We start from the raw sequence: 16357 nt of genomic DNA on the forward strand, positions 1-16357 counted from the left end.
ACGAACCTGCTGTTTCCGCCGGTTCGTGCTATACCTCTATTCTCCCAGGTCACAGACGCTTTGTCATCACCCATTAGGGTGGGAAAACCCTCACGTTTCCATGGCCGGAACCATCGAACCGCATTGCCCCGCAAGATAACCCGGACAAAGGGTCACCGCCTCGGCCTGCGCCCCAAGCCCCCCGGTGGCCCGCCAACCCGACCTCCACAAAAGACTCCACCTCTCCGTCGCTGACGCCCTTGGGGCAGCACAACCATCCGCCCACCTTGCTCCCGCCAGCGCCCCAAGTTCCATTTCAGGCCTCCCCAGGCGCGGAGGCCGCTACACCGGCCCCCTCCAGGCGCGGAGGCCACCACACCGGCCCCCTCCGGCCACCCGCCCCCTCCGGCCACCGGCCCCCTCCGGCCACCCGCCCCATCCGGCCACCTGCCCCGGCCCGCGCCCAACGCACCTCCCGAACGCCCGCCGCTCGGATCGGCCATGCCGGTCAGGCACCGCCCCGAACCGAACTGCCATCTATATAGAGAGGTCTATATAGAGAGGCCATCCAAGATGTCAGCTGATCCGATGGAAGATGAAATGGCGCGAGGCCGGTTCGCCAACGTACGCCGTGAGGGCGACACCGTGGTGCGGCATCCACCATCGATAACTCGGGTTCCCGTGCACTGCTCCGGCATTTCGAGGACAAGGAGCGAGCTGGGGAGGGGACGGCCCGCCGGATCGGCGTGCCCGACTCGCCCTCCCACAGCACAGTTCAGTACGCGTCGCTCAATCGGCGTCGCGACCGAGCCTCCAGTAGCCCATGAACGCCCCGCACTCCTTCGGCAGTCCCAGGCCCTGCCGGATCGTGCGGCGCAGGGACTTCACCACTCCGGCCTCGGCGGCGATCCACACATACGACGCGCACGCCCCGACCTGCTCCGGGGCGTCCCAAAGGGTCTCGGTGTCCACGTCGACGTCCTCGACCTCATCGAGCGTCGCCTGCATCTCCAGCCCGGCGGCGGCCTCGGCCACGGCCGGGATGAGCTTCTCGCCCCACTGCGCGCCCTCTCTGGGCAGCCAGTGGACCTCCACCTCCGGCGGCGCGTCCAGCGCCAGCGCGTCCGCGACTTCGGGCACCTCGATGAAGACCTTGCCGCGTGCCGTGATCGGCAGCCGTTCCAGAATCGCCGCGATCGCCGGCGCCGCCGTCTCATCGCCGCCCAGAAGGAGCTCGGCGTCCTCGGGGGGATTGAAGTCGATGCCCCCGTGCGGGCCTTCGTAGCGCGCGTCCGGACCCAGCAGGACGAGCTCGCTGCCGATCTCGGCGTTGAGCGCCCACCGCAGCGCGGGTGCCCGGTGGCCCTCCTGCGGCTCGTGAATCACCATGTCCACATCGACCTCGCCGAGCTCGGGCCGTACTGCCCGTACGGTGTAGGTGCGGACGCTGCACTGCTCGTCATCGGGCAGCTCCCGCAGCTCGGAGTACCACCGATCGCTCATCGGCAACTTCTCGAAACCGCACGACTCGGCCGGGAAGATGAGCTTGAAGCGCTGGTCGTAGCCGTTGTCGGCGAACCGGCGCAGCTCGTCGGAGGCGAAGGTGACGCGCAGGAACGAGGGGCTCAATCGCCGCAACTCCTTGACGCGGCAGGGGAAAGGCTGCCAGGGTCGTACAGTGTTGAGGGCGAGTCCTACGGTCTGTGTCGTCACGCTGCTCCTCCAAGAGAATTAGGTTTGGCTAACCTTATACGAGCCCGTCGGCATGTCGCCACCCCTGTCGGGCCTTCACATGGCATCATCGAGCGATGCGCGGTCGACGCGAAGAGTCCGAGCAAAGCCCGTGGCGGCTCGTCCACGTGGTGCGCCGCCGCATGCCCAATCGCCGGCTCAGGCTGTGGATCGCCGCCGTGGTGGCGCTCGGCGCCGTCTTTTTGGGAATCGTCTGGGGCACGCCGCTGTTCGCCGTCGATGACGTCCGCGTCTCCGGCACCAGCGTCCTCGACCCCGCCGAGGTGTCCGCTGCCGCGGACGATTACGTCGATCGCTCCATCCTCCGCGCCGATCTCGACGCCATCGCAACTGAAGTCGCCTCGTTGCCCGCAGTGAAATCAGTAGCGGTGTCGCGCGCGTGGCCGACTGCGATCCGCATCGAGGTCACTGAGCGCGAACCATATCTCGCCGTGCCGGCGGGCGAAGAGACTTTTCTCATGGTCGATTCCGAAGGAGTCGTCTTCGACGAAGTCGCCGAAATCCCCGAGACAATTTGGAACGTCGAACTCTCCGCCCCAGGACCGGGCGACCTGGCCACCATCGAGACCCTCAAAGTCCTGCAAGCACTTCCCTCCGACCTCGCTGACATGGTCGAACGGGTCGAGACACCGTCTCCGGCTGGGGTGACTCTCTATCTCGAAGATGGACGGACGCTCCGCTGGGGCGACGGCTCGGAGAACGAGGAGAAATCCCTCGTCGCCACTCGATTGTTGGAGAGCGGGTACGAACATGTCGATGTCAGCGCACCAGATGCCCCCTCTGTGAGTTAGCGTTAGGGGGAACGGGGCGTGTTCGCACCTCTCGTTTGTCGCACCATGGGGCCGGTCAGGGAAGGAAGGCAGCCGCGATGACACCACCGCACAACTACCTCGCCGTCATCAAAGTCGTTGGAGTCGGAGGCGGCGGCGTCAATGCTGTCAACCGGATGATCGAGGCGGGGCTCAAGGGCGTCGAGTTCATAGCCATCAATACCGATGCCCAGGCACTGCTGATGAGCGATGCCGACGTCAAGCTCGACGTCGGACGGGAACTGACCCGGGGCCTCGGCGCCGGGGCCAATCCGGAGGTCGGCGCGAAGGCGTGCGAAGATCACCGCGACGAGATCGAAGAGGTCCTCAAGGGCGCCGACATGGTCTTCGTGACCTGCGGCGAGGGCGGCGGCACCGGCACCGGTGGCGCGCCCGTCATCGCCAATATCGCGCGCAAGCTCGGGGCACTGACCATCGGCGTGGTCACGCGCCCGTTCGCCTTCGAGGGCAAGCGGCGCCAGACTCAGGCCGTGTCGGGAATAGAGGATCTCCGCAACGAGTGCGACACGCTCATAGTGATTCCGAACGACCGCCTCCTGCACCTCGGCGACCGCACCATCTCGATGATGGACGCCTTCCGCCTCGCCGACCAGGTGCTGCTCTCCGGTGTCCAAGGCATCACCGATCTGATCACCACGCCGGGATTGATCAACCTCGACTTCGCCGACGTCAAGAGCGTCATGAGCGGCGCCGGCTCCGCCCTGATGGGCATAGGCTCCGCGCGCGGTGAGAATCGCGCCGTCGAGGCGGCCCGAGCCGCGATCGAGTCGCCGCTGCTGGAGCAGAGCATGGAAGGCGCCCACGGCGTCCTGCTGTCGATCGCGGGCGGCTCGGATCTCGGCCTGTTCGAGATCAACGATGCCGCCGAACTCGTCTCCGACTGCGCCCACACCGACGCGAACATCATCTTCGGCGCCGTCATCGACGACGCCCTCGGCGAGGAGGCGCGGGTGACGGTCATCGCCGCCGGATTCGAGCAGGACGAGGCCGAGTTCGAACTGGCCCAGCCCAGCCGGATTCCCAGCAGCGTCCCGGAGCCGGAGCGGCCCGAGCCGGCCGCCGAGCCGGAGCCGGTGCGCGAATCGGCTCCCGAGCCGCGCAAGGTGCTGTTCGACGACGTGGACGTTCCGGACTTCCTCAAGAATGGCTCCTGACGCCGACCGCCGAGAGCAGTTGCGGGCCAATCTGGTCCGTACCCGCGACGCCATAGCATCGGCCTGCCGGGAGGCCGGCCGCGAACCGGAATCGGTGCGGCTCATCGCCGTCACCAAGACGTTTCCCGCCTCCGACGCGGCGGCGCTGGTCGAACTCGGCCAGGCCGACCTGGGGGAGAACCGCGACCAGGAGGCCGCGCCGAAGGCCGCCGAGCTCGAACGCCTCGGGATCGAGCCGGTGTGGCACTTCGTCGGCCAGCTGCAGCGCAACAAGGCCCGTTCGGTCGCCCGCTACGCCGACTTGATCCATTCCGTCGACCGAATCCGCCTCGTCGACGCCCTCGACACCGCCGCGGCCGCGCAAGGCCGGATGATCGAGGCGCTGCTCCAAGTGAGCCTCGACGGCGACACTTCTCGCGGCGGCGTTCTCCTCTCAGATCTGAGCGCACTCGCCGAACGCGTCGCCGAGGCCGGATCGCTTCGGCTGCGGGGCGTCATGGCCGTCGCCCCGATCGACTGGGAGCCGGTCAAAGCCTTTGAGCTCCTTGCCGAATGCTCCCAGACCGTCCGTTCGGTCGAGTCCTCGGCGACCGAGATCTCGGCGGGGATGAGCGGCGACTTCGCCGCCGCCGTCGCCTGTGGGGCCACAATGGTCAGACTCGGCAGAAACGTGCTCGGCGAACGTGAAGTCATGACGTAAGGTATTGGACTATCGGAGCATTCAGCCGTCGAAGGCGGTCGAATATCGCAGTAAAAACACATCCGTTTAAGGAGTCGGCGCTAGGATGAGACCGCGTACCTGACTCAACAGGGGCGGCCCGAGGAGGGAGCACGATCGATGGGCGCGATGCGGAAGGCAGGCGTATGGCTCGGCCTCATCGAAGACGAGGAGGACCGCGGCTATTCGGCCTACGACGACAACGACGAGTTCGCTGATGAGGAACCGGCCCGCAGCCGCCACACCCAGCGCACCACCGGCCGGCTCGGCCGTGAGGACCGCGGCACCGGCACCGTCCGGCAGCTCAATCGCGGCTCCGGCTCGGTCACCCCGCTGACCCGCGACAACCTCGCCCTGGCCGACACGTCGCCGGTGCGCGCCGTTCCGGAGGAGGAGTCCCCGACGAACTACCGGATCACCACCCTGCACCCCACCACGTACAACGAGGCGCGTACCATCGGTGAGCGCTACCGCGACGGCACCCCGGTGATCATGAACCTCTCGGAGATGGAGGAGGCGGACGCCAAGCGCCTCGTCGACTTCGCCGCCGGCCTGATCTTCGGCACCCGCGGTTCGTTCGAGCGTGTGACGAACCGCGTGTTCTTGCTCTCGCCCCCGCACGTCCAGGTGACCGCCGAAGACAAGGCGAAGATCGCCGAGGGCGGCTTCTTCAACCAGTCCTGACTGAGGGATACTGCTGACCGTGAACCTCGCTCTTCAGCTGATCTATCTGGCGCTCTTCGCGTTCTACCTGTTCCTCCTCGCGCGTCTGGTCGGCAGCGTGGTGATCCAGTTCTCACGTCGCTGGCAGCCCAGTGCTCGGGCCGCGGCGCTGCTGGAGACCGTGTTCAGCGTGACCGACCCTCCCCTGAAGGGGTTGAGGAAGGTGCTCCCTCCCCTGAGGCTTGGTACTGTATCGATTGATCTGGCGTTCCTGGCGCTGCTCTTGATCGTGTGGATCCTGATGGACTTCGTCATCGGGAGACAGATCTCGTAGCGGTGGCGGGGGTGTGGTGCGAGACCCGGTTATGGTGTCGAGTGGCCCTGGCCGCCAGGCTAATAGCTGAGAAGGAGTTTCGAATGCCGCTGACCCCAGCAGACGTTCACAACGTCACGTTCAAGAAACCCATGCTCGGAAAGCGCGGATACGACGAGGACGAGGTCGACGGTTTCCTCGACGAGGTGGAGCGGGAACTCGCTCGCCTCAGCGATGAGAACGGCGAACTTCGCGCTCAGATCGAAAGCCTCCGCGCCGGTGCTCCCCCCGGGGCCGCCGACCACGCCGAGATGGCCGCCGCGCTCGACCGAGTGCAGCGGGAGAAGCACGCCATGGAGCAGCAGCTCCAGGAGCTGGAAGCCGAACTGCACGACAGCCACCAGCAGATGGTGGCCGCCCAGCAGCTTCAGCAGCAGCTTCAGCAGCAGCTCCAGCAGGCCTCGCAGCAGCGCGGCTCGCAGGGCGACGGCATGGGCCAGGGCGGCGAGCAGGAGGCCCTGCGTCTCCTCATGGTCGCGCAGCGCACCGCCGACGAGCACCTCGAGGACTCCCGCCGTGAGGCCGACACGCTGGTGTCCGAGGCGCACCGCGAGGCCAAGGCGATGATGTCCGAGGCCCAGCGCGAGTCCAAGACGATGATGTCCGAGGCCCAGCGCGAGGCCGAGACCATGGTCACCGAGGCCCGCACGCAGGCCGAGGACCTGGTCGGCCAGGCCCGCGACAAGGCCGAGCGGCTCGAGATCGAGGCCGAGCAGGAGCGTCAGAAGGTCATGGGCGCCTTGGAGAACAAGCGCGCCTCGCTGCTCAAGCACATCGAGGAGCTCAAGACCTTCGAGCGCGAGTACCGCACCCGCCTCAAGCTGTACCTGGAGAGCCAGTTGCGCGACCTCAACGGGCAGCAGGCCTCCAGCGAGGAGGAGGTCTACGAGCAGGCCGCCGAGAGCGTGGAGAGCGAGCGGACGGGCAAGACGCCGGCGGCACGATCCGGCGGCTTCGCCGGACTGCCGACGCGTGGATGAACCCTCCCTGCCCCTCGTTTTGAGCCGTCTCCAGGCCGTAACCTGAACGGGCATCGCCTCGTTAGACGTGAGTGAGCAGGTGAGGGTGCCTCCTTCCTTCAAGGGGGCCGCCCTCACCGCCACGCATGCGTTCGGATGACGCGGCCCCCTCGGGCCGCTCGAAATGCGCGGCCGGGTGGAGACCCGCCGCGCTGGGGAGGCGACTCGTCGTGATCGTCAGCAGCCTGCTGATCCTCGTCACTGCGGCGGTCTTGTTGACCATCGGTCTGATCACCGGCAACAACCAGCTGCTCTACTCGTCGATCGCGGCGAGCCTCGCGGCCGGCGTCGCCCTCTACATCGGCGCCCGCAGCCGCGCCCCTCGACCGAGCCTTCCTCGCCGCCGCCCCGCCGCCGACGACACGCAGGAACTCACCCGGATCGGGCTCGACGACACGCCCACCACCGAGCTCCCCGTCATCGCCGGGCGCGTCTTCGAACCCACCGACTACGCGGTGGACCGCGAGCCGGAGATCCGCTTCGAGACCCCGCCGAAGCGCGTCGCCGCGGGCTCCCACGCCGCCGACAGCGTCCCCGACCTGCGGGACGAGCCCAGTGAGCAGCGCATCACCCGCGTCGACGCCGCCGCGCTCATGCGCCTCGACGCCGAGGTCGCCGTCGTCGACGGCCGCCCGCGCTTCCACGCGCCGAGCTGCGTCCACCTCGTCGGGCGCGACCCCGAGCCCCTGCCCGTGGCCGAGGCGGTCGAACTCGGCTTCACCCCCTGTTCCCTCTGCGAGCCCGCCTCGCGGCTCCTCATGGCGCCCGCCCCCGTTCGCTGACCGGCACGCACAGTCCGGGTCCAAGTTCCCGAAGTAATTGACCTAGTTGCAGGTCTTGCGTATCCTGTGTGCTTAATTGCGCGGCGTGCGTCCGTCTCGACGGACCCCACCGCGCATTGTCCTCGTCTTGACGAGGTGTCAAGAGGTACGCGATATGGGGAGCCACGATGCCGAACGCCACCGCCCTGAGCACAGCCGGGGAGGAACCGTGTGCGCGTTCGCGGCCTACCCGGCACCGACCGGAACCAACACCGACACATCCCTCCAGAGGCCCGTCATGAGTGCAGCGAAGAAGACACCGAACCAGGCCGCCGCGAAGAAGGCGGCCAAGAAAGCGGTGAAGAAGGCCACCGCGGCAAAGTCGTCCGCTGGGCACGCCGCCCCGAGCAAGGCCGCCTCCAAACAGCCGGCCAAGAAGGCCGCCGCGAAGAAGGCGGTGCGAGAGACGGTCCCCACGGGGGCCCCCGCCGAGGCCGAACCGCTGCGCACCGACTCAGAACAGGCCGAGCTGCGCGCCGCGCTCAAAGAGCGGCTCGACGAGCTCGTGGAGGAGCAGGAGCGCTTCATCGACTCGATCGCCACCGCGCAGCGCGAGCGCCTCTCCGACACCGCCGGCGACGACCAGATCGACTCGGGCTCCAAGACCGTCGAGCACGAGCACGAGGTGGCCGTCGCGGGCGCCATCTCCGAGCGGATCCGCCAGGTCAGCCACGCGCTCGAGCGCCTCGACGACGGCGACTACGGCATCTGTGAGAAGTGCGGTAAACCCATCCCGGCGGCTCGTCTCGCCGCCTTCCCGTCGGCTACTCTCTGCGTCAGTTGCAAACAGCTGGAGGAGCGACGCTGAGCGAGGACACGCAGCCCGACACCGAGATGACCGGTCGCACGGAGCGAGACGACGATACCGCCGAACCCCCGGGTCGCGCCCCGAAGCGCCGGCCGGGCCTCATGCTGGCCGCCTATCTCATCGCGGCGGTCGCGATCGGGCTCGACCAGTGGACGAAGACCCTCGCGGTCAACGGACTCGACCCGGCCGATCCGGACCGCCTGTTCGGCGGGCTGGTGTACCTCAGCCTCACGCGCAACCCCGGGGCGGCGTTCAGCATCGCCACCGACTACACGTGGGTCCTGGCGATCATCGCCACCTGCGTCGTCGTCTTCCTCATCTTCCTGGCGCGCAAGATCGTCTACCCGGCGTGGGCGATCGCGATCGGCCTGGTCCTCGGCGGCGCCGCCGGGAACCTCATCGACCGCGTCTTCCGCGCGCCGTCGGATCCGTCGAACCCGACGGACGGCCACTTCGGGCAGGGCCACGTCGTCGACTTCATCAGCGTGTTCCAGCCACACGGCCAGGCCTTCCCGATCTTCAACGCGGCCGACTCCGCGCTGGTGTGCGGCGTCATCCTGATCGTGCTGCTGGAGCTCACGGGGCACGGCTTCTCGCCGGCCGCGCGCCAGGCCGCGGGGAAAGAGGACGAGCAGTGATCACCGAGCGCCCCACGCGCTCGCTGCCGATTCCCGAGGGCTTCGAAGGCCAGCGCGTCGACCAGGTCGTCTCGCGGCTGCTGGGCCTGTCGCGCACCGTCGCGGCCGAGCTCGTCACGGCCGGGGACGTGACCGTCGACGGCCGCTCGTGCGCGACGAAATCCGAGCGCGTCAGCGCCGGCGCCTGGCTGGAGGTGACGCTGCCGCCCCCGCCAGAGGACGTCCAGGCGTTCGCCGACGAACCGGTCGACGGCCTCGACGTCGTCCACTCCGACGAGGACATCGTCGTGGTCGACAAGCCCGTCGGCGTCGCGGCCCACCCGAGCCCCGGCTGGACCGGTCCCACGGTCACCAGCGGCCTCGCCGCCGCGGGGCACCGCCTGTCGACCTACGGCGCCGAGGAACGCCAGGGCATCGTGCACCGCCTGGACGTCGGCACCTCGGGCCTCATGGTCGTCGCCAAGAGCGAACGCGCCTACTCCGAGCTCAAGCGGGCCTTCAAGGAGCGCCGGGTCACCAAGCGCTACCGCGCCATCGCCCAAGGCCACCCCGATCCGCTGTCGGGCACGGTCGACGCGCCGATCGGGCGCCACCCGCGCCACGACTACAAGTGGGCGGTCGTGGCCGGCGGCAAGCCGAGCGTCACCCACTACGACACGATCGAGGTCTTCCCGGGTGCGTCCCTGATGGATGTCGGCTTGGAGACCGGCCGCACCCATCAGATCCGGGTCCACTTCTCGGCCCTGGGGCACCCGCTCGTCGGCGACTCCACCTACGGCGCCGACCCGACGATGACCGAGAAGCTGGGCCTGAGCAGGCAATGGCTGCACGCCTATCGGCTCGAGTTCGTCCACCCGGGCACCGGCCGGCCGGTCACCTTCGAGAGTGATTACCCCGAGGATCTCGCCGCCGCCCTGGCGCGGTTGCGGGCGGAGCAATGAGGAGCCACTAGACTTCACTTGTACTGACTGCCCGGTGCAAGGTCGCGCCGGGTAACGCACGTCTCCCCGACCGGGCCCGCGCGCCCGCGATTCACGCCGGGCCTTGAGGAATCGTTGTGTTCTAATAGTCGCGGGTGGTAGTTATCCGGCCGGGGAAGGCTCGTTATTCAGCCTGGCCGAGAGGAGGTTGCGCGTGGGCTCACCCGAAGCTTGGAGCGAACGCCCGGATGCGGGTTCGCGATGGCGGAATTTGCTGGGACGAGGACGGGGCCGAGGCGGTGCGCAGCAGACGCCGACGCCGCCGCCGCGCGAGACCTATGCTTCTCCGCCCGCCGCACCGCCGCCGACGTCCGCGCCTTCGGCCGGTCGGAGGCCGGTGCCGCAGCAGATGCCGCCGCCGCAGACACCGCCGCGCGTGCCGCAGGGTCTGCCGCCCTCCTCCGTCAGGCACCAGACTCCGCAGCCGACCGGGCCCAGTCCCGCCACCATGGAGCGGCTGCGCCGCGATCTCGGCCGCAGCCAGGTCATCGCCTTCATCAACCCCAAGGGCGGCGTGCACAAGACCACCGCCACCGTCCTGTCGGCCGCGGCCATGGGCACCGCCCGCGACGGCGGCGTCATCGCCTGGGACGACAACGAGCTGCGCGGCACCCTCGGCCTGCGTGCCGGCTCGGCCCGGCACGGGCGCACCATCCGCCATCTCGTGGAGCACCTGAACGAGGTCGAGGCGGCGGGCGTCCACCTGCCCGAGCACCTCGACGAGTTCCTGCGCCACTCCGCCGACGGCTCCTTCGACGTCCTCGCCGGCGACGAGGACCCGAAGCTCCAGCGCCAGCTCGACCCGACCACGGTCCTGCGCGTGCTCGACATCCTCACCCGCACCCACCAGATCGTCTGCATCGACACCGGCAACAACGTCGAATCCGCGAACTGGCGCACCGTCGTCTCCTCGGTCGACCGACTCGTCGTCACGACCGTGCCCCGCGAGGACGCCGCGTTCTCCGCCGACTGGATGCTCGACCTGCTCGAGGAGAACGGCTACGGGCACCTCGTGAAGAACGCCGTCACGCTCCTGTCGATGCCGACGCCGAACTCGGGGCCGCTGTTGGACGATCTGCGCCGGCACTTCGGCTCGCGCACCCGTTCGGTCGCCGTCGTGCCCTACGACCCGGCCCTGGAGCCCGGCGCGAAGATCGAGTTCTCCGGCCTGCGTCCCGCCACGCGCACCGCCTGGTTCGAGGCCGCGGCCACCATTATCGACGGCCTCTAGGAACAGGCGGACGCACCGCGGGCGTGCCTTGCATCGCTGTGGCAGGATCGTGCCCGTGACAGACGACGCCGAACGCACCGCCGAACTGCGGCCCGCCGAGGCCCTCCCCTCCGATGTCCAGGACGCCGAGCCCGGAAGGCCGGGAGCAGCGGTCGCCGAAACGCCCACCGGGGGCGACCGGCGCACGCTCGGGAGCGACCTGCTCGCCTCCGGAGCCCTGGCCGTGGTCCTCACCGCCCTGGGCTTCCCCTTCGCGATGCTGTGGCAGACCGTCACCCCCAGGGTGGAGTTCATCACCGTCGAGGGCGGTTGGGTCGGCGTCGAGCCCTACCCCGACGAGTACCTCCTGGCCGACCTCTACTTCGCCGGCATGGGACTGGTCCTCGGCATCGTCGCCGCCCTCGTCGCCTGGACGGCCATGCGCGCCCGGCGCGGCCCGATCGCGCTCCTCGGCCTCGTCGTCGGCTCGGTCGCCTGCCAGGTCGTCGCCTGGCGCATCGGCACCGCGGAATGGGACGCCTTCTGGGACGCCATGCGCGCCGCCCCGCCCGGCCTCCACATGTGGCGCCCGCCGTCGGTCCTGTTCGTCGAGCTCGACCCGGCCGCCGCCTGGCAGGCCCTCAAGGTCGGGCATTTCACAGACGCGCTCGCCTCGCTCCAGCTCGGCGGGCTCGCCGTCATGGCCCTCGCGGCGGCCTTCACTTACACCGTTTGCGCAGGTTGGTCACGTCGGTCCAGTCTTCGGTCGGACGTTCCCGAATAGCGGTATACCTTTCGCGCGGGAATCGGCGCCAACTAGGCTTGTAGCGTGCTCAGACGCATTGAACTCTCCGGAGCAGTAGCCGAATACTCCGCCCGCGCCCTGCGCGGGCTGCTGCCGCGCGCCGCGTTCGACGTGAACGCCGCCCTGCGGCAGATCCAACCGCTGCTCGACGACATCGCCGAGCGCGGCAAGGCGGCCGTCGTCGAGTCCGTCGAGCAGTGGGACGGCGTGCATCTGGAGCACCTGCGCGTCCCCGAGTCCGCCGTCAAAGCGGCCGTGCAGGACCTCGACGAGGACCTCAGGCGCGCCTACGCCACCTCGATCGACCGGGTCCGGGCGGCCCACGAGGCGCAGCGCCTCCCCGAGGTCGTCACCGAGGTCGCGCCCGGCGGCGTCGTCACCGAGCGGTACGTCCCGGTCGGCCGCGTCGGCCTGTACGCCCCCGGCGGCCTCGCCGTGCTCGCCTCCAGCGTGATCATGAACGTCGTCCCGGCCCAGATCGCCGGCGTCGGTTCCATCGCGCTCGCCTCGCCCGCGCAGCGGACCAACGGCGGCTTGCCCGACAACGGCATCCTCGCCGTCGCCGGGCTCCTCGGCATCGAGGAGGTCTACGCCGTCGGCGGGCCCACCGCGATCGGCATGTTCGCCTACGGCACCGACGAGTGCGAACCGGTCGACATGATCACCGGCCCCGGCAACATCTACGTCACCGCCGCCAAGCGCGCCGTCAAGGGGCTGGTCGGCATCGACGCCGAGGCCGGCACCACCGAGATCGCCGTGATCGCCGACGCCGGGGCCGACCCCGCGCACGTCGCGGTCGACCTCATCAGCCAGGCCGAGCACGACCCGGCCGCCGCGAGCGTCCTCATCACCGACTCGCCCGAGCTCGCTGACTCCGTCGACGCCGAACTCGAGCGCCGCGTCCCGGCCACGCGCCACCGCGAGCGCATCGCGACCGCGTTGGCGGGGGAGCAGTCCGGGACGATCCTCGTCGCCGATCTGGACGAGGCCGTCGCCGTCGCCGACGCGTACGCCGCCGAGCACCTGGAGATCCAGTGCGCCGGCGCCCGCGAGCTGGCCGACCGCGTCCGCAACGCCGGGGCGATCTTCGTCGGCGCCTATTCGCCGGTATCCCTCGGCGACTACTGCGCCGGGTCCAACCACGTCCTGCCCACCGGCGGGTGCGCCCGCCACTCGGCCGGGCTCAGCGTCCACACCTTCCTGCGCGGCGTCCACATCGTCGACTACTCGCGCGAGGCCCTCGAAGCCGTCGCCGGCGATGTCGTGACCTTCGCGAACTCCGAGGACCTGCCCAGCCACGGCGAAGCGGTCTCGGCGAGGTTCGAATGAGTACAGGATTCACTCCGGTTCGGGCATCGGCGGATGACGGGCGGGCGAGCGAGATCGAGCACCTGCTGCGCGAGGAACTGCGCGGCAAGTCGCCGTACGGCGCGCCCCAGTTGGACGTGCCGGTCCAGCTGAACACCAACGAGAACGCCTACGCGATCCCCGACGACGTCGCCGAGGTCGTCGCCGAGTTCATCGGCCGCGAGATCCGGGGCCTGAACCGCTACCCCGACCGCGACGCGGTCGCGCTCCGCCAAGACCTCGCCGCCTACCTGGGCCACGACCTCACCGTCGACAACGTGTGGGCCGCCAACGGCTCCAACGAGATCCTGCAGCAGCTGCTCCAGGCGTTCGGCGGGCCCGGCCGCACCGTGCTCGGCTTCATGCCGTCGTACTCGATGCACCCGCTGCTGGCGCGCGGCACCGGCACGGCGTTCGTCGACGCCGGCCGCGAGGCCGACTACACGCTCAACCCGGCCTTCGTGCGCGAGGCGATCGGCGAGCACGACCCCGACGTGGTCTTCCTCGTCTCGCCGAACAACCCGACCGGCACCGCGCTGAGCGCCGAGGTCATCGACGCCGCCTACGACGCCGCCCGCGGCATCGTCGTCGTCGACGAGGCCTACGCCGAGTTCGCCCGCGATCCGCGTTCGACGGCGCTGGGCCGCCTCGACGGCCGCCCGCGCCTGGTGGTCACCCGCACCATGAGCAAGGCCTTCGCCTTCGCCGGAGCCCGCGTCGGCTACCTCGCCGCCGACGCCGAGCTGATCGAGAAGCTCCTGCTGGTGCGCCTGCCGTACCACCTGTCGAGCCTCACCCAGGCCGCCGCCCGCGGCGCGCTCGCCTGCGCGCCCCGCCTCCAGGCCGAGGTCGACGAACTCAAGCACCAGCGGGACCGCATCGTCAAGAATCTGCGCGCCAAAGGGCTGCCGGTCGCGGACTCCGACGCGAACTTCGTGCTCGTCGGCGGCCTGAGCGACGCCGCCGAGGTATGGAGGGCCGTCCTCGACCGAGGTGTCCTCATCCGCGACGTCGGCCTGCCCGGCCGCCTGCGCATCACCGCCGGCACCGAGGAAGAGACCACCGCCGTCCTCGACGCCTTCGAGGCCGTCATGGCGCAACGACCAGCATTGTTCGAGGAGAGCAAGTGAGCCGCACCGCCCACATCACCCGCACCACCGGTGAGACCAGCGTCGACGTCTACGTCGACCTCGACGGCACCGAGAAGACCGTGGCGATCGCCACCGGCGTCGGCTTCTACGACCACATGCTCCACCAGCTCGGCAAGCACGGCGGCTTCGACCTCAAGATCAACGTCAAGGGCGACCTCCACATCGACGCCCACCACACGATGGAGGACACCGCGATCGCCCTCGGCCAGGCGTTCGCCGAAGCGCTGGGGGACAAGGCCGGCGTCGTCCGCTTCGCCGACGCCTCCGTGCCGCTCGACGAGGTCCTCGCCCGCGCCGTCGTCGACCTGTCGGGGCGGCCCTACATGGTCCACGAGGAACCGGTCGACATCGCGCCGATGATCAACACCGACTACCCGACGTCGATGACCCGCCACATCCTCGAGTCCTTCGCCTACCACGCGCGGATCTGCCTGCATGTGACCGTGCTGCGCGCCTCGAATCCGGGCCAGAAGCCCGACGCGCACCACGTCATCGAGGCCCAGTTCAAGGCCCTGGCGCGCGCGCTCAAGGCCGCCACCCGCATCGAGGGCGACGACATCCCGTCCACCAAGGGCGTGCTGTGAACGACTACGTCGGACCCATGCTGCTCATGGCCGTCGCGGGTATCCTCGTGGGCGGCGCCGTGGCCCTGTACAAGAACGGCCGACGCCTCGCTTCGATCGGGTGCGCGCTGATCGGCGCGGCCGCCTTCGCCGGCGGCGCCTTCCTCATCTACGGCTAGGAGCCCGCAGTGCCCAAACCGACCGTGGCCCTGTTCGACTACGGATCAGGGAACCTCCGCTCCGCCTTCCGCGCCCTCGAGCGCGCCGGAGGCGATGTCGAGCTCACCAGCGACCTCGACGCGGCCCGCCGCGCCGACGGCCTCGTCGTGCCCGGCGTGGGCGCCTTCGCCGCCTGCATGGCCGGCGTCGTCGAACACGGACTCGACGCGGTGGTGCGTGAGCGCGCCGCCGCCGAGACCCCGGTGCTCGGCATCTGCGTCGGCGAGCAGGTCATGTTCGCCGAGGGCGTCGAGCACGGCGTCGAGACCGAAGGCATCGGCGTCTTCGAGGGACGCGTCGAGGGACTCGCGGCCGAGCGCGTCCCCCACATGGGCTGGAACACGCTCCAGGCCGCCGAAGGCATGCGCCTGTTCGCCGGTATCGACCCGGACGAGCGCTTCTACTTCGTCCACTCCTACGCCGCCAAGACCGCCCCGCCCGGTGCGCTGGTCGCCACCACCGTCCACGGGGAGCCGTTCGTGGCCGCCGTCGAGCGCGGCTCGGTCGCGGCCACCCAGTTCCACCCCGAGAAGTCCGGCGACGCCGGCGCCGCCCTGCTCGCCAACTGGATCAGAGGATTGCAATGAGTATGCTTCAGCTCCTGCCCGCCGTCGACGTCACCGGCGGCAAAGCCGTCCAGCTCGTCCAGGGCGTCGCCGGCTCCGGCAAGCAGTACGGCGACCCGCTCGAGGCCGCCCTCGAATGGCAGCGACAGGGCTCCGCCTGGCTCCACCTGGTCGACCTCGACGCCGCCTTCGGACGCGGCACCAACCACGAGCTGCTGGCCGAGGTCGTCGCCCAGGTCGACATGGAGGTCGAGATCTCCGGCGGCATCAGAGACGACGAGACCCTGAAACGGGCACTGGACTCGGGGGCCCGCCGCGTCAACATCGGCACCGCCGCCCTGGAGAACCCCCAGTGGTGCGACCGTGTCTGCGGCGAGTACGGCGACCGCGTCGCCATCGGCCTCGACGTCAAGGGCGGGCGCCTGGCCGCGCGCGGGTGGACACGGGAGGGCGGCGAGCTGTTCGCGACGCTGGAGCGCCTGGAGCGGGCCGGCTGCGCCCGCTACGTCGTCACCGACGTCAAGAGCGACGGCATGCTCTCCGGGCCGAACCTGGACCTGCTCCGCAGCGTCTGCGAGGCCACCGACAAGCCCGTCATCGCCTCCGGCGGCGTCTCCTCGCTCGACGACCTGCGCGCGCTGGCGGGCCTGACCGGCGCCGGCGTCGAAGGTGCGATCGTCGGAACGGCGCTGTACGAGCGTAACTTCACGGTCGCTGAGGCGTTGAACCTGCTGAAGGAGCTCTAAAACCCTCGGGAGGCG

19 protein-coding genes are annotated in these 16357 nt (G+C 69.6%); 18 read left to right on the forward strand and 1 reads right to left on the reverse strand.

What is annotated here, in order from left to right:
* Positions 1–768: 768 nt before the first annotated feature.
* Positions 769–1692 (reverse strand): siderophore-interacting protein, encoded by a 924-nt coding sequence (locus ACYVK3_RS20815; protein WP_460499267.1) that lies wholly within the window; start codon positions 1690–1692, stop codon positions 769–771.
* Between the two features lie 95 nt (positions 1693–1787).
* On the opposite strand from ACYVK3_RS20815, the gene ACYVK3_RS20820 reads away from it, so the two are divergent.
* The 18 genes from ACYVK3_RS20820 to priA all read left to right on the forward strand — a co-directional run bounded on the left by ACYVK3_RS20820 (position 1788) and on the right by priA (position 16342).
* Positions 1788–2522: a cell division protein FtsQ/DivIB gene (locus tag ACYVK3_RS20820; RefSeq protein WP_460499268.1), complete on the forward strand. Its 735-nt coding sequence runs from the start codon at positions 1788–1790 to the stop codon at positions 2520–2522.
* A gap of 77 nt (positions 2523–2599) precedes the next feature.
* On the forward strand, positions 2600–3715 hold the full coding sequence (ftsZ, locus tag ACYVK3_RS20825; RefSeq protein WP_460499269.1) for a cell division protein FtsZ: 1116 nt from the start codon (positions 2600–2602) through the stop codon (positions 3713–3715).
* Positions 3705–4415 (forward strand): YggS family pyridoxal phosphate enzyme, encoded by a 711-nt coding sequence (locus ACYVK3_RS20830; RefSeq protein WP_460499270.1) that lies wholly within the window; start codon positions 3705–3707, stop codon positions 4413–4415. Before ftsZ ends, ACYVK3_RS20830 begins: the two co-directional genes overlap by 11 nt.
* A gap of 138 nt (positions 4416–4553) precedes the next feature.
* Positions 4554–5117: a cell division protein SepF gene (locus ACYVK3_RS20835; RefSeq protein WP_460499271.1), complete on the forward strand. Its 564-nt coding sequence runs from the start codon at positions 4554–4556 to the stop codon at positions 5115–5117.
* A 19-nt stretch (positions 5118–5136) separates the two neighbouring features.
* Positions 5137–5430: a YggT family protein gene (locus tag ACYVK3_RS20840; RefSeq protein ID WP_460499272.1), complete on the forward strand. Its 294-nt coding sequence runs from the start codon at positions 5137–5139 to the stop codon at positions 5428–5430.
* An 83-nt stretch (positions 5431–5513) separates the two neighbouring features.
* On the forward strand, positions 5514–6449 hold the full coding sequence (locus tag ACYVK3_RS20845) for a DivIVA domain-containing protein (RefSeq protein WP_460499273.1): 936 nt from the start codon (positions 5514–5516) through the stop codon (positions 6447–6449).
* 209 nt (positions 6450–6658) lie between these two features.
* A complete protein-coding gene (locus tag ACYVK3_RS20850; protein ID WP_460499274.1) occupies positions 6659–7270 on the forward strand; it encodes a hypothetical protein in 612 nt (203 codons plus the stop codon).
* 436 nt (positions 7271–7706) lie between these two features.
* Positions 7707–8117 carry a TraR/DksA family transcriptional regulator gene (locus ACYVK3_RS20855; RefSeq protein ID WP_460499315.1) on the forward strand — a complete coding sequence of 137 codons (411 nt, stop codon included), beginning with the start codon at positions 7707–7709 and terminating at the stop codon, positions 8115–8117.
* Positions 8090–8755 (forward strand): signal peptidase II, encoded by a 666-nt coding sequence (locus ACYVK3_RS20860; RefSeq protein ID WP_460499275.1) that lies wholly within the window; start codon positions 8090–8092, stop codon positions 8753–8755. The genes ACYVK3_RS20855 and ACYVK3_RS20860 overlap by 28 nt, the downstream gene beginning before the upstream one ends.
* The gene (locus tag ACYVK3_RS20865; protein ID WP_460499276.1) at positions 8752–9696 is read left to right on the forward strand and encodes an RluA family pseudouridine synthase; all 945 of its coding nucleotides are present in this window, start codon (positions 8752–8754) and stop codon (positions 9694–9696) included. The genes ACYVK3_RS20860 and ACYVK3_RS20865 overlap by 4 nt, the downstream gene beginning before the upstream one ends.
* A 376-nt stretch (positions 9697–10072) precedes the next feature.
* Entirely contained in the window at positions 10073–10966 is an 894-nt protein-coding gene (locus tag ACYVK3_RS20870) for a MinD/ParA family ATP-binding protein (RefSeq protein ID WP_460499277.1), read from the forward strand.
* A 55-nt stretch (positions 10967–11021) separates the two neighbouring features.
* Positions 11022–11729 (forward strand): DUF2567 domain-containing protein, encoded by a 708-nt coding sequence (locus tag ACYVK3_RS20875; RefSeq protein WP_460499278.1) that lies wholly within the window; start codon positions 11022–11024, stop codon positions 11727–11729.
* Positions 11730–11774: 45 nt separating this feature from the next.
* Positions 11775–13079: a histidinol dehydrogenase gene (gene hisD, locus ACYVK3_RS20880; RefSeq protein WP_460499279.1), complete on the forward strand. Its 1305-nt coding sequence runs from the start codon at positions 11775–11777 to the stop codon at positions 13077–13079.
* Complete coding sequence (locus ACYVK3_RS20885; RefSeq protein ID WP_460499280.1) at positions 13076–14227, forward strand: histidinol-phosphate transaminase; 1152 nt, start codon at positions 13076–13078, stop codon at positions 14225–14227. The genes hisD and ACYVK3_RS20885 overlap by 4 nt, the downstream gene beginning before the upstream one ends.
* Positions 14224–14832 carry an imidazoleglycerol-phosphate dehydratase gene (hisB, locus tag ACYVK3_RS20890; protein WP_460499281.1) on the forward strand — a complete coding sequence of 203 codons (609 nt, stop codon included), beginning with the start codon at positions 14224–14226 and terminating at the stop codon, positions 14830–14832. The genes ACYVK3_RS20885 and hisB overlap by 4 nt, the downstream gene beginning before the upstream one ends.
* Positions 14829–14990, forward strand: a complete 162-nt coding sequence (locus ACYVK3_RS20895; protein ID WP_460499282.1) for a hypothetical protein — start codon at positions 14829–14831, stop codon at positions 14988–14990. The genes hisB and ACYVK3_RS20895 overlap by 4 nt, the downstream gene beginning before the upstream one ends.
* A 9-nt stretch (positions 14991–14999) precedes the next feature.
* Positions 15000–15617 carry an imidazole glycerol phosphate synthase subunit HisH gene (gene hisH / locus ACYVK3_RS20900; RefSeq protein WP_460499283.1) on the forward strand — a complete coding sequence of 206 codons (618 nt, stop codon included), beginning with the start codon at positions 15000–15002 and terminating at the stop codon, positions 15615–15617.
* Complete coding sequence (gene priA / locus ACYVK3_RS20905; RefSeq protein ID WP_460499284.1) at positions 15614–16342, forward strand: 1-(5-phosphoribosyl)-5-[(5-phosphoribosylamino)methylideneamino] imidazole-4-carboxamide isomerase; 729 nt, start codon at positions 15614–15616, stop codon at positions 16340–16342. Before hisH ends, priA begins: the two co-directional genes overlap by 4 nt.
* The last annotated feature ends 15 nt before the right edge of the window (positions 16343–16357 follow it).

Source organism: Glycomyces tarimensis (genome assembly GCF_054776215.1).